Genomic DNA, 19,692 nt, shown 5'->3' with positions numbered 1-19,692 from the left:
ACCCCATCGGGGAGAAAGTTGGGAGCATATGATTGAATTTCGAAACGTATCGAAAACATACCCGAACGGCACCAAAGGGTTGAATAATATTAATTTGACGATTCAGGAGGGAGAGATGGTTGTCATAGTCGGCTTATCTGGTGCAGGTAAGTCCACCCTGCTGCGTTCCATTAACCGACTGCATGACATTACGTCCGGCGACATCGTTGTAGGTGGCAGGTCTGTCACGTCTGCTGGAAGCAGCGAGCTGCGGCGCATTCGCCGTGATATCGGCATGATCTTTCAAAGCTTCAATCTGGTTAAGCGTTCGACGGTGCTTCGCAACGTACTTTCGGGCCGCGTCGGTTATCATTCGACGCTGCGGACCATTCTTGGTCTCTTCCCGAAGGAAGATATCGAACTGGCACTAACGGCGCTGGAACGCGTAAACATCCGCGAAAAGGCCTATAGCCGAGCCGATGAGCTGTCCGGTGGCCAACAGCAGCGTGTATCCATCGCGCGTGCTCTGGCGCAGGAGGCTAAAATCATTCTGGCAGATGAGCCTGTTGCGTCGCTTGATCCGCTGACCACCCGCCAGGTGATGGACGATCTCCAGCGAATCAACCGTGAAATGCAGATTACGACCATTGTCAATCTTCATTTCATTGATTTGGCGCGCGAATATGCAACACGGATCATCGGCTTACGCGCGGGAGAGGTCGTCTTTGACGGCACACCGGAGGAGGCTACGGATGAAGCCTTTGCGGAGATCTACGGCCGGGCCATCAAGCATGATGAACTGCTGGGAGTGGGATCATGAAGCCCGACTCTACTGCCCAGCCGCTCTCTTCGACGCAACCGTCACCATCTGCTGGACCGCCCCAGCCAGGCAAGCCGCCTGCAGGGCCACCTTTGCCAGGACGTTATAAGCGTTACGCTACCTGGATGATTTTTATCGTGGTGCTGATAGCCTGCTCCATTCATACGGATGCCACGCCTTACCAATTGATCGTTGGCTTACCAGAGATGGGCAAATTGCTGGAAGAAATGTTTCCTCCTGACTGGAGTTACCTGCCTATCATCTGGAAACCGATGCTGGAAACGATCCAGATCGCTATTGTCGGTACGACACTGGGAGCCATATTGGCAATCCCTGTCGCGTTGCTGTGCGCCTATAATGTGATGCCGCGCAAGCTAATCTCGCTGCCGATGCGCACGATCCTGAACCTGGTACGGACGATTCCCGATTTGCTGTTTGCCTCGATCTTTGTGGCCGTATTCGGCATCGGTCCGTTTGCAGGGATGCTTGCCCTGCTGTTCTTCTCCTTCGGAATCATAGCCAAGCTGACCTTTGAGGCGATTGAAGCCATTGATCCCGGGCCACTGGAGGCCATGACCGCTGTTGGTGCGAGCCGCATTCAAGTCATCGCCTTTGGTGTGGTTCCGCAGGCACTGCCTTATTTTGTGTCGTATTTGCTATACACCTTTGAGGTTAATGTGCGCGCAGCTTCTGTTCTAGGGCTCGTCGGCGCTGGCGGCATCGGTCTGCTGCTTGACCGTTCCCTTGGGCTGTTCCGATATGACCGGGCAAGCATTATTATTCTACTGACCCTCGTCATCGTCCTTGCGATTGATTACGGCAGTAACCTGCTACGGAGGAAATTATTATGAATGATCCTACGCTTCGCAGACCTATTGGCTCCCGCCTGCGCTTTTGGGCGTTAGCTATTCTGCTAATTATCATTTACATTTGGGCTTTTCGCGGGATGCAGTTTGAAGGATTACAAGGGACGGCCAAAAGCGTCTCTGTCGCAATATTGGACGGCTTTCTTCATCCCGACTGGTCATTTGTCTACATCCCTGAGGGGGAGGACTTGTTGCGTGGGTTGCTGGATACACTGGTCATTTCAGTGCTCGGAACCTTCGTATCCGCATTTGTCTGTCTTCCGTTTGCCTTTTGGGCATCGAGCAATATGACCCGTCTACGCCCCTTATCAGGCAGCGGGAAGTTTGTACTTAGTGTCATTCGGGTATTTCCCGAAATGATCGTCGCCATTCTATTCATTAAAGCCGTAGGTCCCGGCTCGTTTGCAGGTGTGCTTGCCCTCGGCATTCACTCCATCGGCATGCTGGCCAAGCTGTTCTCAGAAACGATTGAAAGCGTCGATCACGGGCCGCAGGAAGCTTTGATCGCGTGCGGTGCCAACCGTTGGCAGGTCATTTTCTTCGCCGTGCTGCCGCAGGTGATTCCACAGTTTCTTTCCTATTCGCTCTATCGTTTTGAAATTAACATCCGGTCCGCAACCACGCTCGGTCTGGTTGGTGCAGGTGGTATTGGGACCCCGCTGCTGTTTGCACTCCAAATGCGCAACTGGAACCGTGTAGGCGTCATTTTACTCGGCATTGTAGTCTTGATCATTTTGACGGATCTGATATCCGGCTGGCTGCGCAAACGGATTGTATAATTAAACATCTCTATCCTAACAAAAGCCTCTCCTGTGTAAAAGGGAAATGCTATGCTCCCATTTACTTGGAAGAGGCTTTTGCTGTTCAACAACTCCCACCTAGTTCATCTAGGACCCGCCGGACTTCCTCTGCCGTATTGTAAAAATGCGGAGCCACACGAATAACATCCTTTCGTGCTGACACAATCATATTTCGGCTCCGCAAACGCCTCTCTACTGCCGACACGTCGGCTACTTCAACAGCGAGCAGACTTGGTAAAGTGCCTCCTTCATCAGGTATTCGTATGTGTAACCCTTTGCTGCGTCCATATTCAATAGAAAAGTCCAACAGCTCATTCATATAGGTCTGAATGTTCGTGACCCCAATTTCCAGCAGCAGCTTTAAGGCTGCATTGGCGGCAAAAATGCTAATGAAGGAAGGTAATCCTGTCTCAAAGCGCCGGGCGCCTGCTGCCGGAACCGGATGAGCAATATCAAACCGGGAGGCTGACTCCTGTCCAAGCCAGCCCGTAAGACGGGGCTTGAAGCGTTCTATTCGCTCCTTACTTATATAAAGAAAAGCCACTCCCGGTATCCCCAGCATATATTTGCGTGCTCCCGCGACCAGCATATCTATGCCCATCGCCTTTACGTCTATCGGAATCATTCCTGCAGACTGATAGGCATCGACGAATAGTAACGCCTGATTTCGATGAGCTATATGTGCAATGGATTTGAGATCCTGCTGAAATCCGTTGGTATAATTCACATGGGATACCATAATGAGCGCAGTTTTCTCCGTAACATGCTCCTCATACTGCTCTAGGGTCACTTCTCCCTCCGTAGAAGGGATACAGCAAATATGATCACGGAACATCTCCTGTGCCTGCCAGATGTGGCCCACCGTCGGAAAGTCGGTGTCTGCATACACAATCCCTTCTTTTCCCGGTACATAAGGAAGGGCAGTGGCCACGCCAGCAATCGCCTCAGAGGCTGAGGACAGCACCGCAATTTCGTCAGGCTCCGCCCCGATGAGCTTGGCAAAATGTCCTCTTGCCTCCTCCAACCGTGCCATAGATAGGTCGCCGTTATGACCGTGTTGCAGCAAGCTTCGATGATATTCCTCAATGGCAGCGGAAACCGGTCTCGATATCGCCCCCTGGGAACAGTTCCCTACATGAATATGTGAGGACAGCACCGGAAACAACTGACGGTAGGACTGAAACGGATGTTTCATTTTTCCCTTCGCTCCTCTTGGGCACACCAACGTGCCTTGATATGATCATTTTATTATCCATATAAGCCACCTTAGAACAAGGGCCTCTCTTCCCATCTTCTCGCCGTTAACAGACGATAGACACAAAGAGAGGCCCTGTTGGATCATATACACAATTATTAATTAATGCACGCGTTTGCGTCCAAACCAGCTTTTAAGCACCAAGGTTGCCAAAGCAAGTAGCAGCAACAACGAGGCCACCGCAAAAGATGCCGAGAACTGATACTCGTTATACAAAATCTCCACATGCAGCGGAAGTGTATTCGTCTCTCCCCGAATATGTCCCGAGACGACGGACACTGCACCAAACTCACCCATGGCTCTCGCATTACACAGAATAATGCCATACAACAAACCCCATTTGATATTCGGCAGCGTCACTTTCCAGAATATGCGCCAGCCGCGTGCGCCCAGCGTGACCGCCGCTTCCTCCTCCTGCTGCCCCTGATCTTCCATCAGCGGAATAAGCTCGCGCGCTACAAAAGGAAATGTAATGAACAGCGTTGCCAAAATAATGCCTGGCAAAGCAAATATAATTTTAATATCATGCTCGTCCAGCCACGGCCCAAGCCAGCCCTGTGCGCCAAACACTAATACATACATCAGTCCTCCGACAACAGGCGAGATCGCAAAGGGTAAATCAATCAAGGTAACCAGTACACCTTTGCCGCGAAAATGAAATTTTGTGATCAGCCATGCGGCCGCTACACCAAATACCGTATTCAGCGGAACCGTTATCGCGGCCACCAGCAGCGTCAATCGCAATGCGGACATGGCATCTGGGTCCCGTAACGCTTCAACGTATACGCTCCATCCCTGCTTAAGTGCTTCGGTAAGCACAACGATTAGCGGCAATACCAACACCCAGAGCAAAGCTAAAAAAGCAGCACCAATGAGTGTCCACTTGACCCAAGGGGCTTCGGTTGTAACCCTATTGGGCGGTGCAGATGAAGGTACTGGTGCAGAAGCAAGCTCCTGCCCAGTTATCGCTTGTGACATGATGTATCCCTCCTTGAACACGGGGTTTAATGCGCAGGCCTCTGCTGTCTGCATGTTAACGTTAGACGGTTACGTTAGACTGCACGGCGCCGCGACCAGCGCTGAAAACTGTTAATCACGAATAACAGTACGAATGAAATGACCAACAGCATCAATGCCACCGCCGTAGCCCCTGCGTAGTCATTTTGCTCCAGCTTGGACATAATGAGCAGCGGAGCAATCTCGGTCTTCATCGGCATATTGCCAGAAATGAAGACGACAGATCCGTACTCGCCAATGCCGCGGGCAAAGGCAAGCGCAAAACCCGTCAGCAGCGGGGGTACCAGCTCCAGCACAATAACGCTACGGAAGGTACGCCATCTGCCCGCTCCCAGCGTAGCAGCCACCTCTTCCTCATCCTTGTCCAGATCCTCCAGCACCGGCTGAACTGTCCGTACGACGAACGGAATGCCAATAAACATCAACGCGAGCGTAATCCCTGTCTGTGAGTATGCCATTTTCCACCCAAGCGGTTCGAACAGTGAGCCGATCCAGCCGTTCTGTGCATATAGAGCGGTCAACGCAACCCCTGCCACCGCCGTGGGCAATGCAAAGGGCAGATCGATGACCGCATCAAACATTCGTTTCCCTGGAAACTCATAACGCACCAGTACCCAGGCGATCAATAAACCGAGAAATAGATCGATCAGCGCCGCGGCTGCGGCACACAAAAAGCTCACCTTGTAGGAAGCCAGCACTCTGGCATCCGTCGCCACGTCCCAAAATTTCTCCCACGTCAGCCCGGTTGAATTCAGGAGCAGTGCTGATAATGGCACCAGCACAACCAGACTGAGATACAGCACACTATAACCCATCGTTAACCCGAAACCGGGAAGTACGCGTTTTCGGGTGGCTTGCATTTGACTCATGTTCTGTCCATCCCTCTCTGCATCCTTTGACTATGGCACTCGCGCCAACTGATCCTCTCGCCTTTACACTTCACTTATGTTATGAACTACCAGGTACATAAATCTGGTCAAAAATCCCCTTGTCGCTAAAATGCTTTTGCTGTGTCTCTTTCCATGTTCCGAATACATCCTTCAAGGTTACAAGCTCCAGATTAGGAAATTGATCCTTGAACTTTGCCGTCACACTTTCTAATGTTGGGCGATAATAATTTTCAGCAGCAATGGTCTGCCCTTCTTCACTGTACAAATATTTCAGGTATGCGTCCGCCACCTCGCGTGTACCTTTTTTATCTACCACTTTATCGACCACCGCTACCGGAGGTTCAGCCAAAATACTGATCGACGGATATACGATATCGAATTTATCCGCACCTAGCTCCTTCACAGACAGCAGTGCTTCATTTTCCCAAGCGATCAGCACATCGCCAATTCCACGCTCTACGAAAGTCGTCGTCGCTCCACGCGCTCCGCTATCCAATACCGGTACATGCTTATACAGCTGCTGTACAAACTGCTGGGCTTTGGCTTCATCGTTGTTGTTCTTTTTGAGCGCATAGGCCCAGGCTGCAAGATAGTTCCAGCGGGCTCCACCCGAGGTTTTAGGGTTCGGTGTAATGACCTGTACATCGCCGCGGACTAGATCATCCCAGTCCTTGATCCCCTTCGGGTTCCCTTTACGTACCAATAACACGATGGTTGAAGTGTATGGGGAACTGTTATGCTCATATTTACTTTGCCAACCCTCTTTAACAAGCCCTTTCTCCTGTAACGCATCAATATCATAGCCCAGAGCCAGTGTAACCACGTCTGCATCCAGCCCGTCCTGCACAGAGCGGCTTTGCTTGCCAGATCCCCCGTGGGATTGCTTGATCGTAACCTTCTGTCCTTTCTCCTTCTCCCAATGGGCGGCAAACGCTTTATTATATGCCTCATACAACTCACGGGTCGGATCATAAGAAACATTGAGCAACTCCACGTCCTTGGAGCCGGAAGCAGAGCTACCATCCGCTTGCGTCCCTTCCTTGCTTGCCCCGCAAGCACTTAGCACCATCGTTAAAACCAAAGATAGTCCGAGAATAAGTCCAGTTTTATAATTCCTCTTCATCAAGACACCCCTCATTCTATGTAATTTGTAAATACCCATTCATTTACGCCTGTTATTTACAGACATAATCAAAAAAAAGGGCGGAGAATTCCCTGATGCAGCCCTGATAGGTCAAACCTGTCGCGTGGACAGTGTCTGCCTGCTGTTCCTAGAGGTTCTCCGCCAGAATGGCGAGGTTCTACTTTAATACTTTAATTCCTACCTGTTTAATGAGTTATATGGATATAATACGAGAGTTTATGAGGGATGTCAAACCTTTTTTTGGAATGGGATGATCTATAAATTGCTTTCTTCAAGGGGGGACAGTCAGAAACATGGTATACGTTTCCGACCGCCTAGAGGGCATGGGCACACGTGGAATACGACTTAGTTGGCTACCGTTTCAAGATTAATTGAAAAGACTCCAAAATGCTTCGGATTGTCCGTAGCTCTTCTCAGCCACAGCTCACCCGATCCCACCATAACTCCCTGATAATTAACAAACAACTCATCTGTCTTTTGGTTCACTAGCGCTTCACGAATCGCGTCCGTAAAAATCTGATCATATTTAGCCAGAAAATCTTTTTTGTTCGGAATCGTTAGCGACTTTTCACTATCATTGACACGCAGAGGGTACAAAATATAATTGGCTACCTTCTCCTTATCATTGTCGGCAACAGCCTTCTGCAACGCTTTGAATGTGTTCAAAAATGCTTTAGGATCTTGAATACCTGCTACCTCAAAAGGATTTTGAGATGTATTGGAGGCTGCCGGAGCAGAAGATGTATCCTTTGAAGGAGCTGGGACGGAAGGAGCTGACTTTTTCGCATCAGTACCGCTGTTTTCTGCACTCTCGCTCTCTTTAGCTGCTTTGTCATTTTGTGCTGAACTGCTCTGATTGCCTCCAGCACTGTTCTCGATCATGCTTGTACTGCTTCCAGCATTACTCGGTTCAGCATTATTATCCTGGCCGCAGCCAGTAAGAGCTACAAATGTAAGTGTAAGTAAAATGGCTGTAAGTGACAGCCTCCGTGACATTTTGTGATTATCGGATTCATGTTTTTTGGGCACAACGGGTCATCCTTTCTGCTTTCTACTCTGACCTATTCTGTTCATTAAGTCTTCAACCGTTCTATTGTAACATAAGTAGACTAATGACCGCATGTCGTGCCCATTCTGGAAGGAGCTTACAGTGTAATATATGCGAAGGTTTTAATGTCTCCTCGTGATCCGTCGTCCGTACTTACTTTCAAAATCAGCTCTTTCAAGGAGCCATTTGCAGCCTCATTCTGCCCCTCTGGCTTGATAAACAGCAGATCGTGGCGTTCTCCCGGCTGTAACGTTCGGCTAGAAAAGCCGCTTGTTGTGCCTTGCAAGTCTGATCCATTCGAACTGTTGAGCTTGTATCGTACGGGTTGCTTTCCTGTATTCTTGATACTGATATACAGCTTGCGCCCCTCTTCAAATCTAAATTCTGTTTGTCCTTGTCCTCCAAATTGCATTCTTTGGTCATGTACGATACGCTTCGCTGCTTCCCCTTGCTTATTCTGCATGCTAAGCGGAGCTGTCTGGTGCGTGGCACCCGCCGTTGATGTATAGGTGTTCGTCGAAACGCTCATATTGGCAAAAGCGACATAACCTACGATCACCCCCGCCACACCCATCCAAACCCATTTTTCCACCATTTCATATTCCTCCTTCACAAAATATACTGAAGCTATGCTGTATGAAGTCAGTTGTCACCGTCAGGAAAACAGGCTGGACGCCGCATGCTTTAATACTCTTCCAGCCTCAGGCGTGCATTGGTACCGGTAGAAGGTTCCCGGTGTGTAGGCAATGGAATGCTTTCCCCTCATTTCCTCATAGGAGTGCGTGGACAGCAAAAAAGGATTCAATTGCTGTAACAATTTCTCGAACAAAACATCCTTGTTGGCGACTCCATTGTCATCCTCAGTTACCCAGTTATGTACGCCTAGCATAAATGTATCTGCCCGTTCCATAGCATAATCAATCAGTCTTTCATAAGCTGTCCCACGAACATCGCTGTATAATCGGAACATATCTCTCCTCCTCTGTGCTGTCCTGCACCCTAACAATAAAAAAAGCCAAACTCATATCTATTATGAGTCTGGCTGTCATATTTTTCAAACTTGTTCAAAGGAATCCATACGGTGGCTCTCTATCTAGATCATCCATATTAGTAGATTACACGTTCAACGTGTTACGGGACTTTTTCTTATCCAGCACACTATACACCACAAAGATAATTAAATAAGCCGCAATCAGCAAAGTGGAAAATAGATACATTGTTTTATAAGAGGTTAATCCGGCAATCATCCCTAGAATCAAAGAACCGCCACCAATCCCCAAATCGAAAAAATTATAAAAGGAGCCTACAGCATCCTCTCGCTCATCTTCTCCGACTACACTGATAGCCCAAGCCTGTAAAGCTGGAAAAATAGCGCCAAAACTCAAACCATACAGCACAGCAGCAATTAAAAATTGTAGCTCGGTCCGTGATGAAGCCACCATAACGATGGCGACGATAAGCACAATTCCTGCGGGGATTAAGATATAAGCCGGACCTTTAGTATCAAAAATCCTACCGGACACCAACCGAACGAGGAAACTTGCCATTGCCACCGTAAAGAAGAACCAGGCCGCATTGTTAAAACCCTGCTCCTTGGCAAATAAGGCCACGAAAGACATCACTCCCCCTGCCACCACGCCAATTAGCAGCACAAGACCAGATTGCAGCAGCACTCTTTTTTCAAATAATTTAAAGGGAACCTTCTTTTTTCCCTTTGCTGTATCTGCCGTCGTGGGGTTCGCAGAACGGCGACGAACCAATATGCTCATCACAAGCGACAGCAGCAAAATTATAGCCCCCGTGGAAAATAGCCCGCTAAAACCTGCCGCATGAAGCATCCATATGCCGAGCAGGGGGCCGACTGAAATCGCTACAGTTTCACCTACGCCAAAGTAGCCCATTCCTTCCCCCATACGATGAGGAGGCAAATCATCTGAGGCTGAGGTAGCATACAATGTGCTCGCAATACCAAATCCAAAACCATGTACTAGCCGAAAGACTAACAGCAATACCAAACTGGTGGAAAGCATGTAGCTTCCCGTTGCCAGCATACAAATCACAACTCCAATAATCAGTACATATTTCTTGTCCAAAAGCTGGATCAGTGTGCCTGAGAATGGACGAATCAATATAGCTGAGCACATAAACACGCCTGTCACCAAGCCAATCTGTGACGGACTGCCGCCAAGACTTTCCACAAACAGTGGCAACGTGGGCATAAGCATTTCAAATGCCATAAATAATAGAGCGTTGGATATCATCAAAAATATAAAATTTCTGGACCAAAAGGTTTCTTTCACAGACACAACTCTCTTCCCCCAATACAATCATATTTACTTTAAAGGCTTAGATGATCAGACCTGAACCAAGCCGTGCCAGTAAATATCCCAGGAACTTTCCAGACGCGGATCAAAACCAGCGGTGCCGTTGTACACCAGTTCTACCAGCATCCCTTCAATCAAATTCATATAGGCTATAGTGGCAGATTGAACTGGAACACGAAGCTTAACTGACGTTTCGGCTGCCAACCGCTCATATACCAAGCTGGTTTTATGCTGTACATAGCGTGTAACCAAAGCCTGAACCTGGTTTTCCAGCGCAGATGGAATCAGAAATCCGACATACAGAATCAAACGCAGATTCATGGCACTCTCATAGCGTTCTTTGAATTCAATAATCAATCCTCGCAGTACAGCTTCAAGTGATTGTTCAGCTTGAGCTTGAAAATAACGATCCAACTCCAAAATCTCTTGGTCTACCGCGTCCGCAAATATGTCTAAGAACAAATCGTCTTTGCTTTTAAAATGAGCATAAATAGACTGCTTTTTGATTCCTACCTCATCAGCAATCAATTGTAGGGAGGCGGCATCGTATCCCTTTCTCGCAAATTGCTTTAGGCTTGCTGTTTTAATTTTCTGTAGTGTCATGTGTTCCCTCCAATATCCTTACGAACGATCGTCAGTTTATAAATTTAGTATAGTTCCCTCACTAGAAATTGACAACCGCTTTTTTAATTCCACCGCTCAGTTGCCTGAGCTAAGAACAAAAAAAGCCGGAAGCCCTCTAATGTAAGGGCTCCGACTCTATAACTGTTGATCTGCTAACGCCTTATACTATACAGCTACAGCTTACTCTGTCACCGTTCCATAGATCAGCACAGGTGCTTCCGCGTGATCCGCAATACGGATATTTGTGTAGATTTTCTCCAGCACTTGATCTACGTCTTCACGGTTGGCATGGATAGTAACCAGCGAATCGCCTTTTTGAACTGCATCGCCGACTTTTTTGTTCAGCATCAAGCCGACAGCCAAATCAATCTCGGATTCTTTGGTCGCACGACCTGCTCCCAGCAGCATCGCAGCGGTACCGATTTCGTCTGCCACAATTTCAGCTACCACACCGTCCTGCTTTGCAGGTACTTCAATAAGATACTGCGCCTGTGGCAACCGTTCTGGATGATCCACTACAGAAGCGTCGCCGCCCTGATTTGTAATAAACTCTTTAAATTTCTCCAGTGCTTTGCCGTTACGAATGACCTCTTTGAGCTTCTCTTCAGCGTCTTCGAGAGAGTCTGCTTTCCCGGCCAAAAATACCATCTGACTGCCCAAAGCCATACACAGCTCTTCCAGATCTTTGGGTCCTTCGCCGCGCAGCGTATCGATCGCTTCTTTAACTTCCAGTGAGTTCCCGATAGCCAGCCCCAACGGTTGACTCATGTCAGAAATAACCGCCATGGTCTTACGACCCACATTATTCCCGATGCTTACCATGGCATGTGCCAGTTCTTTGGCATCTTCTACTGTTTTCATGAATGCCCCCGCACCTGTCTTGACATCCAGTACGATGGCATCAGAGCCGGCAGCGATTTTCTTACTCATAATCGAGCTGGCAATCAGCGGAATCGAATTTACCGTTGCTGTAACATCACGCAAAGCATACAATTTTTTATCCGCAGGGGTCAGGTTGCCACTTTGTCCGACGACCGCAATTTTGCTGCGATTCACCAAATCTACGAATTCATCCTTAGTGATCTCCACGTGAAAGCCTGCAATGGCCTCCAGCTTGTCGATCGTTCCGCCCGTGTGCCCAAGGCCGCGACCTGACATTTTCGCTACTGGAATGTCTAAGGCTGCTACAAGCGGAGCCAGTACCAGTGTGGTCGTATCACCCACACCACCAGTGGAGTGCTTATCGACCTTTACACCTTCAATTGCGGACAAATCAATCGTATCTCCTGAATGAACCATTGCCATGGTCAAATCAGCACGTTCCCGTTCGTTCATATCTTTGAAGAAAATAGACATCGCCAATGCACTGACCTGATAATCAGGAATTTCACCCTGAGTATAGCCTTGGATAATAAAGTTAATTTCCTCAGTGCTCAGTTCTTTTCCGTCACGTTTTTTTTCAATCAAGTCTACCATTCTCATATGTCATTTCTCCTCACTGTGCGTATGATCGTTTACAGGGATACTGCTGTATCCAGTGCAACTTCCATCATTTCTTTAAACGTGGTTTGCCGTTCCTCTGCCGTCGTTTCTTCACCTGTCAGCAAATGATCACTTACCGTCAGAATGGTCAGTGCGTTTACACCAAACTTGGCTGCCAGCGTGTATAAAGCCGAAGTCTCCATCTCCACACCCAGCACGCCGTATTCCATCAGCTTTTGTACCACTGATTTGTCATCACGGTAGAAGCTGTCTGAGCTGAATACGTTGCCGACATGCATGTTCAAGCCTTTGGCAACACCGCGATCATAAGCGCCCTTTAAGAGAGGGAAGCTGGCAATCGGTGAGAAATCATAGCCGCCAAAGATATGGCGGTTCATGCCGGAATCTGTACAGGATGCCTGTGCCAAAATGACGTCACGAACGTGCACATGCTCCTTCATTCCGCCGCAAGTACCCACACGGAACAAGTTTTTCACACCATACTCGCTAATCAGTTCGTTGACATAAATACTGATGGAAGGCAGCCCCATCCCGGTTCCCTGTACAGACAGACGTTTGCCTTGGTACGTTCCCGTGAATCCGAGCATTCCGCGTACCTCGTTGTAACAGGTTACGTCCTCCAGATACGTTTCAGCGATAAATTTCGCCCGTAGCGGGTCTCCTGGCAGCAAAATCGTTTCTGCAATTTCTCCAGGTTTGGCTCCAATGTGTACACTCATGTTTTTATTCCTCCGTCCCATTTGTCCATGCTCATATTGTTACTCATATCGTTACTAATCATCCTACCTGCACTCTTGCTAGGGTCCTGGATTACTGAAGCTCTGCCAAAAAGCTAGTTCCGTGTTCAGGCAGTTTTACACCAAAGTTATCCGCTACGGTCGCCCCAATATCCGCAAACGTCTTGCGAACCGCCAGTTCTTTGCCTCCAGCTGCAAAACGAGGGGAATATACCAGCAAAGGCACATATTCGCGGGTATGATCCGTTCCGCGATAGGTTGGGTCATTCCCATGGTCTGCGGTGATGATCAGCAGATCGTCATCAGTCATTTTGGCAAATACCTCGGGCAGACGGGCATCGTAATCGTCCAAGGCTTGACCGTATCCCTGCGGATCACGGCGGTGCCCGTATACAGCATCAAAGTCCACCAAATTCAAAAAGCTTAATCCGGTGAATTCTTCATCCAGCGTAGCCACCAGCTTATCCATGCCGTCCATGTTGGACACTGTGCGCACTGCTTTCGTTACACCCTCGCCGTCATAAATGTCAGAGATTTTACCCAAGGCGATTACATCCAGACCTGCATCCTTCAGCTCGTTCATTGTGGTACGACCAAAGGGCTTGAGCGCATAGTCATGTCGATTGGAGGTACGAGAGAAGTTCCCTGCTTCACCTACGAACGGACGGGCAATAATGCGACCCAGCATGTACGGATCTTCCAGCGTGATTTTACGACAGAACTCACAAATCTCATAGAGCTCCTTCAAAGGTACAACTTCCTCGTGTGCCGCAATTTGCAACACTGAATCTGCTGAGGTATAGATGATGAGTGCACCTGTTTTGACGTGTTCTTCGCCCAGTTCGTCAATGATTTCCGTGCCACTGGCTGGCTTGTTGCCAATAACTTTACGACCTGTATGCTCCTCAATGCGCTGGATCAGCTCATCTGGAAACCCATCCGGGAATACACGGAAAGGAACTGCAATATTCAACCCCATGATTTCCCAATGACCTGTCATTGTGTCCTTGCCGTTGGAGGCTTCCTGCATTTTGGTGTAATATGCGAGTGGCTTATCGGCCACCGGTACCCCTTCTATGGAACGAATGTTGGACAGACCGAGCTTACCCATATTCGGCATGTTCAGACCGCCGCGTTCGCGCGCAATATGACCGAGTGTATCTACATCATAATCATCAAACTGGGCAGCATCCGGTGCTTCGCCGATACCAACCGAGTCCATAACGACCAAGTGAATCCGTTTAAATTTAGACATCATAAAAATCCTTTCCTGATTCGCTGTTTTTTTTACAAAAACAACCCTGCAATCGTTGCCGACAGCACGCTAACCAGCGTCGCTCCGTACAACAGCTTCAGACCAAAACGGGCCACTACATTTCCCTGTTTTTCATGCAGACCCTTCACAGCCCCAGAAATGATACCGATGGATGAGAAGTTTGCAAAAGATACGAGGAATACCGATACGATTCCGACCGTACGCTCGGACAAGCCTGTTTGTTTGGTCAGATCCAGCATGGCCACAAATTCGTTGGATACCAGCTTGGTAGCCATAATGCTGCCCGCCTGCACTGCCTCATTCCACGGAATCCCCATAACAAAGGCGAACGGTGCAAACACATAGCCAAGCAGCGCCTGAAAGCTGATCCCAAACAACCAGGAGAAAATGCCGTTAACCATGGCAATCAGCGCCACAAAACCGATCAGCATCGCAGCTACCGTAATAGCAACCTTGAAACCATCCATAATATATTCACCGAGCATTTCGAAGAAGGACTGCTTCTCTTCCTCTTGAACCTCCAGTAAATCGTCTTCCTTCTCAATCTTGTACGGATTAATAATGGAAGCGATAATAAAGCCGCCAAACAGGTTCAGCACCAATGCGGTAACCACATATTTGGGGTTCAACATTTGCATGTAGGCTCCCACAATCGACATGGACACCGTAGACATCGCAGATGCACACAATGTATACAGCCGATGTTTTGGCAGCAGACCAATTTGTTTCTTAACGGAAATAAACACCTCGGATTGACCCAAGATAGCCGAAGCTACAGCGTTGTAGGATTCCAGTTTACCCATTCCGTTTACTTTGCTCAAGACAAGCCCGATATATTTAATAATGAAAGGCAGCACTTTTACATATTGTAAAATCCCAATCAGTGCGGATATGAACACGATTGGCAGCAGTACACCGATAAAGAACGGTGCTGCTCCTTCATTCGCAATTCCGCCAAAAACGAAGTTAATCCCTTCCATAGCATAACCAATCAGACTATTAAAACCTTTTGCAAAACCTTTGACTAGAATTTCACCAATCTCTGTGTTCAGCAATACGAAAGCAAGCGCTGCTTGCAGAACAACCATAACTATCAGCGGACGATACCTGATTTTACGCTTGTCACTGCTGGCAACGTAAGTAAGTGCAAATACAACGAGCAATCCCACCAAAGCGATTACATATTTCATTTCAATTCCCCCTCATTACATTAAGCGCTTACATTGCCCATAAAAAGAATGCGCCCCAAAGAGGCATTCTTTTTTTTATTTTCCCAGATCCGCAGGTCGAAAGGCACCCGGCAGTAATTGATCCACCGTCCACTCTTCCGTATTGCCATGAAGGTTTGTCAGATAAATTTTGGTATCTTGATGAGCAAATTCGGAAATGACCTGACGACAGGCCCCACATGGAGACACAGGTCCTTCCGTATCAGCTGCTACCGCAATCGAATCAATTTTTCGGCAGCCTTCGGATACCATTTTGAAAATCGCTGTCCGCTCTGCACAATTACATAAGCCGTAGGAGGCGTTTTCCACATTGCATCCGTGATAAATCGTGCCATCGCTCCCAAGAACCGCAGCACCCACTTGAAAATTCGAATACGGAACATATGCCTGATTACGCGCCTCAAGCGCTTTCTGAATCAATTGATCCTTCATCGCGAATCCCTCCATGACTTTAAAATAAACTTAGTAGGAAGATGTAGATTGCTCGCCCTCGATGATTTTCACACCGGAACTTGCACCGATCCGACTTGCGCCAGCTTCTACTAATTTTTGTACGTCCTCCAGGCTGCGTACGCCGCCAGAAGCTTTAACACCAATATCAGGTCCTACTGTTTTGCGCATCAACGCTACGTCTTCCACAGTAGCTCCACCTGTAGAGAAACCCGTCGAAGTTTTCACAAAATTTGCTCCCGCTTTGACGGACAGCTCACACGCCAGCACCTTCTCTTCGTCTGTCAGCAGGCAGGTTTCGATAATTACTTTTACCAGTGTACCCGCAGCCGCTTCCACAACCGCACGGATATCCTGCTCAACGAGCTGTACATCGCGCGCCTTCAAAGCGCCTATGTTAATTACCATATCAATTTCAGTTGCACCGTTAGCAATAGCATCTTTCGTTTCGAACGCTTTCGTTGCCGATGTATTGGCTCCCAGTGGAAATCCGATAACCGTACAGATAGCCACGCCTGTGCCTGCGAGCTGTTCGGCTGCATAAGCTACCCACGCCGGATTCACACATACAGAAGCAAACTGGTATTTTTTTGCCTCAGCAGTCAGTTTTGTAATTTCATCCTTCGTCGCATCTGCACGCAACAATGTATGGTCGATTAATGCTGCAATGTTCATATCTAAAGGCTCCTTCATTTAATAAATAGTGTGAAGAAAATGAATCATTTATTTCTCTGTGATGAGATCATCATAGCACGGCTCTGAACATATGTAAAACACATTTTGAAATTATGTTCACGCTTGTACACAGGCCGTTCACCTACAATTCATGTTACCCTGTAGGCACACACCGTAACCATGTTTAATTGAATTGAGCTCCACAGGTTCTATTGCAAAAGTGCTTGTGCTGTAAACTGATCCGTCACCAAGATATTCGCATACTTGCCGCGCAGTGATGCCCGAATGGCCTCTACTTTGCGCTGGCCTCCAGCTACAAGGATGGACTTCTCCTTCTTTCGCAGCTCAGGTAAATCAATTCCAACGGTGCGGCTGTTGATTTCCTGACTGCATATGTTGCCCTCATCGTCAAAAAAGCGCGAGCAAATATCGCCTTTGCCGATTTTTTGCAGCAGCTTCTGCTCTTCATGGTTAAAATAACCTAATCGGAACAGCAGTGCATCCTCCTTGACCGTACCCACCGTAAACACCGCAATGTTCGCCTGCTTGCCAAGTTCAATGATACGCTGGATATGCCGATCCTCCTCGACCATTTTCTTAACAGCTTGACTGTCGAAAATCACAGGCAGCGGCAAATACCGAGCGATGGTGTTAAAGGCTTCTGCGAACAAATTTACGGTTTCCACGGCATAAGTGTTGACATGTGAATGGCTTACGCCTCCTTTGAGCTGAACTACCTCAACTCCCTTGACCTGCTTTTGCTGGAGATGAAGCGCCACCGCATGCATGGTTGTTCCCCATGTCACTCCAATAATATCAGCATCCTGTACCGTTTCATGCAAATAATCGGCTGCTTTTTTGCTAATATGCTTCTTGATCTCCTGATATTCATTTAATGGCGAATAACAGACCAGCACGGTATCCAGCCCGTATTTCTTTTTCACCTGCTCTCCGAGCGCGTCCATATCCTCCATAGGGTCCACAATACTGATCCGCACGTATCCCTGTTCCTTGGCAGCCTGAAGTAACCGCGATACCGTAGGCCGCGAAACTCCGAGTCTGACCGCAATATCCTGCTGGCTATAGTCGTTCAGATAGTATAATCTGGCTGCCTCGATACTTAACCGCTGCTTTTCATGATCCATTCTACCTCAACCCGCTTATCTTAAAATGTAGTGCATCGGACACGACCTCAGCTCCAAACATTATATATGAAGGGAAATTCGAAGCCACGCCTTGTCCGGTTGGTTGTTATTTTGGAAGATTTAACTGCTCGTTTGTGATATTCTGTGATTAACTAAAACCATTTTACCGCATCCTCCACTTTATCGTTCCATCTGTCAAAACGCAATAGTTAACCCAATTTACCGCTAGTTCACAACTTGTGATGGACTTATCTGAATATGTAAGGAGAATTGCTATGTCTGAATATATTGTGTGCAGTCTGGCGGACAAGAAGTTCGCGTTAAACTTTCTGGAAGTCGAAGAAGTCATGAATGCCAAAAAAGGGACACCGCTCCCCTTTTCCGAGGCGTGGCATGAAGGAATGGTGACCATTCGTGGCGATGTATTTACAATCCTTAACCTACGCAAGAAACTGTTTCTCCCCGCATCAAGCGACTCCTCCGAGGACAAAATGATTTTGCTCAGTCGTGCGAAGATTGCCCTGCTTGTCGATCAGGTGGAGGATACGGCATCTGCTGAAGACAGTCAGCTACAAAGCAATGAGGAAGAATGGCAACGCGAATTGTTTCCTACTGTGATGGAGCATCGGGGTACTCTCATTCCGGTGATCGATATGGACGCTTTTCTCGCATCCACCAAGACGAATTAAAAAAATACTCCCGAACCTTGAGCCAGCTTGCACTCATCGTTCGGGAGTATTTTCCGTTATTGGAGTCCCTGCCCCTCTTTCATATGAACCAACGTGTTTAGCTGCTCCAGCAGCGTATTTCCGCCAGTCAGCGATATCGTACCAATCTTCTCGCAGATTTTTTCCATGAATTCCAGCTCTTTGAGACGATAGAGGGTGGAGTTTTCGTCCATCAGCTTGGCCGTATTGAGCAAACTACGAGTGGATGCCGTCTCTTCACGTCGTGTGATGAGGTTGGCTTGTGCCTTCTTCTCTGCCAATAGCACCGTATTCAGAATATCCTTGATATCCCCCGGCAAAATAATATCCTTCACCCCTGCGGATGTAAAAGTAACCCCATATTCACCGCTCTGCTCATTCAGTCGCGTCAAGACATATTCCGCGATCTCCTGCTTCATTTTCAGCAAATCATCCAGCTTCATTGTGCCCACGTATTCACGCAGCAGCAGTTGAAGCATAATGTATATTTGTTCCTCGTATGCTCTGAATTCCAACGCCCGTAGCGGCTCAATGATCCGGTACTGACAGACGAAGTTAAGACGCAGCGTGATTTTGTCCTCAGTCATGATTTCCTGCCCCATCAGGTCCATCTGCTGCTGTCGCATATCTAATGTTTTGATCTCTGTATTCACCGTGGACAACCAGAAATAATATTTGCCCGGTTTTAGTTCACCTTGCAGCACATTATCGTAATACAAAAACCCCAATTCATGACTAGCCACCTGAAGGGCCTTCCAGAAGCCCGGTGTCTTGGACAAGAATGCTTGCCCCAAAGCCTTATCAATAGCAGGCTGCCGGGTATCTGCACGAACAAAACGATGCTCCTTGAGCATGTTCCAAAATGCATATTTCCCGGCTGTCAGCAGCTCTACAAACCGATTATCCTCATAATGCAGCACATATTCATGATCCTCTACATCGATGACAGTCAATTGCTCCAGCAATAGAGGATCTGTCAAAAACAAACGAATATCATGATCTGGTACAAAAAATGATTCGGCTACATTCAAAATTTCAACAGCTTCCTGCTGAAATGTCTTCAATAGGTAGGTACCTGGGAGCAACAACTTGTGGTAGCTTCCTTTTTTGAACAACAGTCCGCGCTCATCGGCTTTAATCGTTATCTTCTTAAACATCGTATCACTCCTAGTATTTAAAATCCTCAACTTAAAAATAGGCTTC

General features: G+C 47.8%; 21 protein-coding genes. 4 read left to right on the top strand and 17 right to left on the bottom strand.

From position 1 onward, the window contains the following. Positions 1-28: 28 nt before the first annotated feature. The 3 genes from phnC to phnE (ACXHJ1_RS10715) are packed head-to-tail and all read left to right on the top strand — an operon-like array spanning position 29 to position 2,444. On the top strand, positions 29-799 hold the full coding sequence (gene phnC, locus ACXHJ1_RS10725) for a phosphonate ABC transporter ATP-binding protein (protein WP_023990372.1): 771 nt from the start codon (positions 29-31) through the stop codon (positions 797-799). Further along, positions 796-1,650, top strand: a complete 855-nt coding sequence (gene phnE / locus ACXHJ1_RS10720) for a phosphonate ABC transporter, permease protein PhnE (RefSeq protein WP_016820373.1) — start codon at positions 796-798, stop codon at positions 1,648-1,650. The genes phnC and phnE (ACXHJ1_RS10720) overlap by 4 nt, the downstream gene beginning before the upstream one ends. After that, positions 1,647-2,444, top strand: coding sequence for a phosphonate ABC transporter, permease protein PhnE (phnE, locus tag ACXHJ1_RS10715; protein ID WP_016820374.1), 798 nt, complete (start codon positions 1,647-1,649; stop codon positions 2,442-2,444). Before phnE (ACXHJ1_RS10720) ends, phnE (ACXHJ1_RS10715) begins: the two co-directional genes overlap by 4 nt. An 85-nt stretch (positions 2,445-2,529) precedes the next feature. Here the strand turns inward: phnE (ACXHJ1_RS10715) and ACXHJ1_RS10710 are convergent, their stop codons facing one another. The 16 genes from ACXHJ1_RS10710 to ACXHJ1_RS10635 form a co-directional block, all read right to left on the bottom strand. Continuing rightward, positions 2,530-3,660: an aminotransferase class V-fold PLP-dependent enzyme gene (locus tag ACXHJ1_RS10710; RefSeq protein WP_457906051.1), complete on the bottom strand. Its 1,131-nt coding sequence runs from the start codon at positions 3,658-3,660 to the stop codon at positions 2,530-2,532. A 162-nt stretch (positions 3,661-3,822) separates the two neighbouring features. Beyond that, on the bottom strand, positions 3,823-4,698 hold the full coding sequence (gene cysW, locus ACXHJ1_RS10705) for a sulfate ABC transporter permease subunit CysW (protein ID WP_013373166.1): 876 nt from the start codon (positions 4,696-4,698) through the stop codon (positions 3,823-3,825). Positions 4,699-4,772: 74 nt separating this feature from the next. Then, positions 4,773-5,606 (bottom strand): sulfate ABC transporter permease subunit CysT, encoded by an 834-nt coding sequence (cysT, locus tag ACXHJ1_RS10700; RefSeq protein ID WP_153794236.1) that lies wholly within the window; start codon positions 5,604-5,606, stop codon positions 4,773-4,775. Between the two features lie 79 nt (positions 5,607-5,685). Continuing rightward, positions 5,686-6,750: a sulfate ABC transporter substrate-binding protein gene (locus tag ACXHJ1_RS10695; RefSeq protein ID WP_151255528.1), complete on the bottom strand. Its 1,065-nt coding sequence runs from the start codon at positions 6,748-6,750 to the stop codon at positions 5,686-5,688. Between the two features lie 366 nt (positions 6,751-7,116). Continuing rightward, a complete protein-coding gene (locus tag ACXHJ1_RS10690; RefSeq protein WP_290410288.1) occupies positions 7,117-7,800 on the bottom strand; it encodes a hypothetical protein in 684 nt (227 codons plus the stop codon). 116 nt (positions 7,801-7,916) lie between these two features. Further along, complete coding sequence (locus ACXHJ1_RS10685) at positions 7,917-8,414, bottom strand: hypothetical protein (RefSeq protein ID WP_457906050.1); 498 nt, start codon at positions 8,412-8,414, stop codon at positions 7,917-7,919. 60 nt (positions 8,415-8,474) lie between these two features. Beyond that, on the bottom strand, positions 8,475-8,789 hold the full coding sequence (locus tag ACXHJ1_RS10680; protein ID WP_017425572.1) for a hypothetical protein: 315 nt from the start codon (positions 8,787-8,789) through the stop codon (positions 8,475-8,477). A 145-nt stretch (positions 8,790-8,934) separates the two neighbouring features. Beyond that, positions 8,935-10,125 (bottom strand): MFS transporter, encoded by a 1,191-nt coding sequence (locus ACXHJ1_RS10675; protein ID WP_117289992.1) that lies wholly within the window; start codon positions 10,123-10,125, stop codon positions 8,935-8,937. 48 nt (positions 10,126-10,173) lie between these two features. Next, a complete protein-coding gene (locus ACXHJ1_RS10670) occupies positions 10,174-10,746 on the bottom strand; it encodes a TetR/AcrR family transcriptional regulator (RefSeq protein WP_017425574.1) in 573 nt (190 codons plus the stop codon). A gap of 201 nt (positions 10,747-10,947) precedes the next feature. Beyond that, complete coding sequence (locus ACXHJ1_RS10665; RefSeq protein WP_457906049.1) at positions 10,948-12,249, bottom strand: pyrimidine-nucleoside phosphorylase; 1,302 nt, start codon at positions 12,247-12,249, stop codon at positions 10,948-10,950. Positions 12,250-12,281: 32 nt separating this feature from the next. Next, on the bottom strand, positions 12,282-12,989 hold the full coding sequence (gene deoD / locus ACXHJ1_RS10660) for a purine-nucleoside phosphorylase (protein ID WP_013373173.1): 708 nt from the start codon (positions 12,987-12,989) through the stop codon (positions 12,282-12,284). A 91-nt stretch (positions 12,990-13,080) separates the two neighbouring features. Then, positions 13,081-14,265 carry a phosphopentomutase gene (deoB, locus tag ACXHJ1_RS10655; protein ID WP_174821103.1) on the bottom strand — a complete coding sequence of 395 codons (1,185 nt, stop codon included), beginning with the start codon at positions 14,263-14,265 and terminating at the stop codon, positions 13,081-13,083. Positions 14,266-14,294: 29 nt separating this feature from the next. Beyond that, positions 14,295-15,473 carry a NupC/NupG family nucleoside CNT transporter gene (locus ACXHJ1_RS10650; protein ID WP_016820385.1) on the bottom strand — a complete coding sequence of 393 codons (1,179 nt, stop codon included), beginning with the start codon at positions 15,471-15,473 and terminating at the stop codon, positions 14,295-14,297. A gap of 75 nt (positions 15,474-15,548) precedes the next feature. Further along, positions 15,549-15,944 carry a cytidine deaminase gene (locus ACXHJ1_RS10645; RefSeq protein WP_016820386.1) on the bottom strand — a complete coding sequence of 132 codons (396 nt, stop codon included), beginning with the start codon at positions 15,942-15,944 and terminating at the stop codon, positions 15,549-15,551. Between the two features lie 30 nt (positions 15,945-15,974). Beyond that, positions 15,975-16,637 carry a deoxyribose-phosphate aldolase gene (deoC, locus tag ACXHJ1_RS10640; protein ID WP_016820387.1) on the bottom strand — a complete coding sequence of 221 codons (663 nt, stop codon included), beginning with the start codon at positions 16,635-16,637 and terminating at the stop codon, positions 15,975-15,977. A gap of 209 nt (positions 16,638-16,846) precedes the next feature. Next, positions 16,847-17,782: a sugar-binding transcriptional regulator gene (locus ACXHJ1_RS10635; RefSeq protein ID WP_017425578.1), complete on the bottom strand. Its 936-nt coding sequence runs from the start codon at positions 17,780-17,782 to the stop codon at positions 16,847-16,849. A 275-nt stretch (positions 17,783-18,057) separates the two neighbouring features. Here ACXHJ1_RS10635 and ACXHJ1_RS10630 point away from each other — a divergent pair, with 275 nt between their 5' ends. After that, a complete protein-coding gene (locus ACXHJ1_RS10630) occupies positions 18,058-18,471 on the top strand; it encodes a chemotaxis protein CheW (RefSeq protein WP_017425579.1) in 414 nt (137 codons plus the stop codon). A gap of 56 nt (positions 18,472-18,527) precedes the next feature. Here ACXHJ1_RS10630 and ACXHJ1_RS10625 read toward each other — a convergent pair whose 3' ends face one another. Beyond that, positions 18,528-19,646, bottom strand: a complete 1,119-nt coding sequence (locus tag ACXHJ1_RS10625) for a slipin family protein (RefSeq protein WP_016820390.1) — start codon at positions 19,644-19,646, stop codon at positions 18,528-18,530. Positions 19,647-19,692: the final 46 nt, after the last annotated feature.

This window comes from Paenibacillus sp. ALE2 (genome assembly GCF_054113385.1).
The sequence above is the reverse complement of the archived record's forward strand: the minus strand, read 5'-3'. Positions and strand labels throughout refer to the sequence as shown.

Excerpts from the sequence above, each read along its gene's own strand:
- phnC (WP_023990372.1), top strand. The coding sequence starts at position 29 with ATGATTGAATTTCGAAACGTATCGAAAACATACCCGAACGGCACCAAA.
- phnE (WP_016820373.1), top strand. The coding sequence starts at position 796 with ATGAAGCCCGACTCTACTGCCCAGCCGCTCTCTTCGACGCAACCGTCA.
- phnE (WP_016820374.1), top strand. The coding sequence starts at position 1,647 with ATGAATGATCCTACGCTTCGCAGACCTATTGGCTCCCGCCTGCGCTTT.
- ACXHJ1_RS10710 (WP_457906051.1), bottom strand. The coding sequence starts at position 3,660 with ATGAAACATCCGTTTCAGTCCTACCGTCAGTTGTTTCCGGTGCTGTCC.
- cysW (WP_013373166.1), bottom strand. The coding sequence starts at position 4,698 with ATGTCACAAGCGATAACTGGGCAGGAGCTTGCTTCTGCACCAGTACCT.
- cysT (WP_153794236.1), bottom strand. The coding sequence starts at position 5,606 with ATGAGTCAAATGCAAGCCACCCGAAAACGCGTACTTCCCGGTTTCGGG.
- ACXHJ1_RS10695 (WP_151255528.1), bottom strand. The coding sequence starts at position 6,750 with ATGAAGAGGAATTATAAAACTGGACTTATTCTCGGACTATCTTTGGTT.
- ACXHJ1_RS10685 (WP_457906050.1), bottom strand. The coding sequence starts at position 8,414 with ATGGTGGAAAAATGGGTTTGGATGGGTGTGGCGGGGGTGATCGTAGGT.
- ACXHJ1_RS10680 (WP_017425572.1), bottom strand. The coding sequence starts at position 8,789 with ATGTTCCGATTATACAGCGATGTTCGTGGGACAGCTTATGAAAGACTG.
- ACXHJ1_RS10670 (WP_017425574.1), bottom strand. The coding sequence starts at position 10,746 with ATGACACTACAGAAAATTAAAACAGCAAGCCTAAAGCAATTTGCGAGA.
- ACXHJ1_RS10665 (WP_457906049.1), bottom strand. The coding sequence starts at position 12,249 with ATGAGAATGGTAGACTTGATTGAAAAAAAACGTGACGGAAAAGAACTG.
- deoD (WP_013373173.1), bottom strand. The coding sequence starts at position 12,989 with ATGAGTGTACACATTGGAGCCAAACCTGGAGAAATTGCAGAAACGATT.
- deoB (WP_174821103.1), bottom strand. The coding sequence starts at position 14,265 with ATGATGTCTAAATTTAAACGGATTCACTTGGTCGTTATGGACTCGGTT.
- ACXHJ1_RS10650 (WP_016820385.1), bottom strand. The coding sequence starts at position 15,473 with ATGAAATATGTAATCGCTTTGGTGGGATTGCTCGTTGTATTTGCACTT.
- ACXHJ1_RS10645 (WP_016820386.1), bottom strand. The coding sequence starts at position 15,944 with ATGAAGGATCAATTGATTCAGAAAGCGCTTGAGGCGCGTAATCAGGCA.
- deoC (WP_016820387.1), bottom strand. The coding sequence starts at position 16,637 with ATGAACATTGCAGCATTAATCGACCATACATTGTTGCGTGCAGATGCG.
- ACXHJ1_RS10635 (WP_017425578.1), bottom strand. The coding sequence starts at position 17,782 with ATGGATCATGAAAAGCAGCGGTTAAGTATCGAGGCAGCCAGATTATAC.
- ACXHJ1_RS10630 (WP_017425579.1), top strand. The coding sequence starts at position 18,058 with ATGTCTGAATATATTGTGTGCAGTCTGGCGGACAAGAAGTTCGCGTTA.
- ACXHJ1_RS10625 (WP_016820390.1), bottom strand. The coding sequence starts at position 19,646 with ATGTTTAAGAAGATAACGATTAAAGCCGATGAGCGCGGACTGTTGTTC.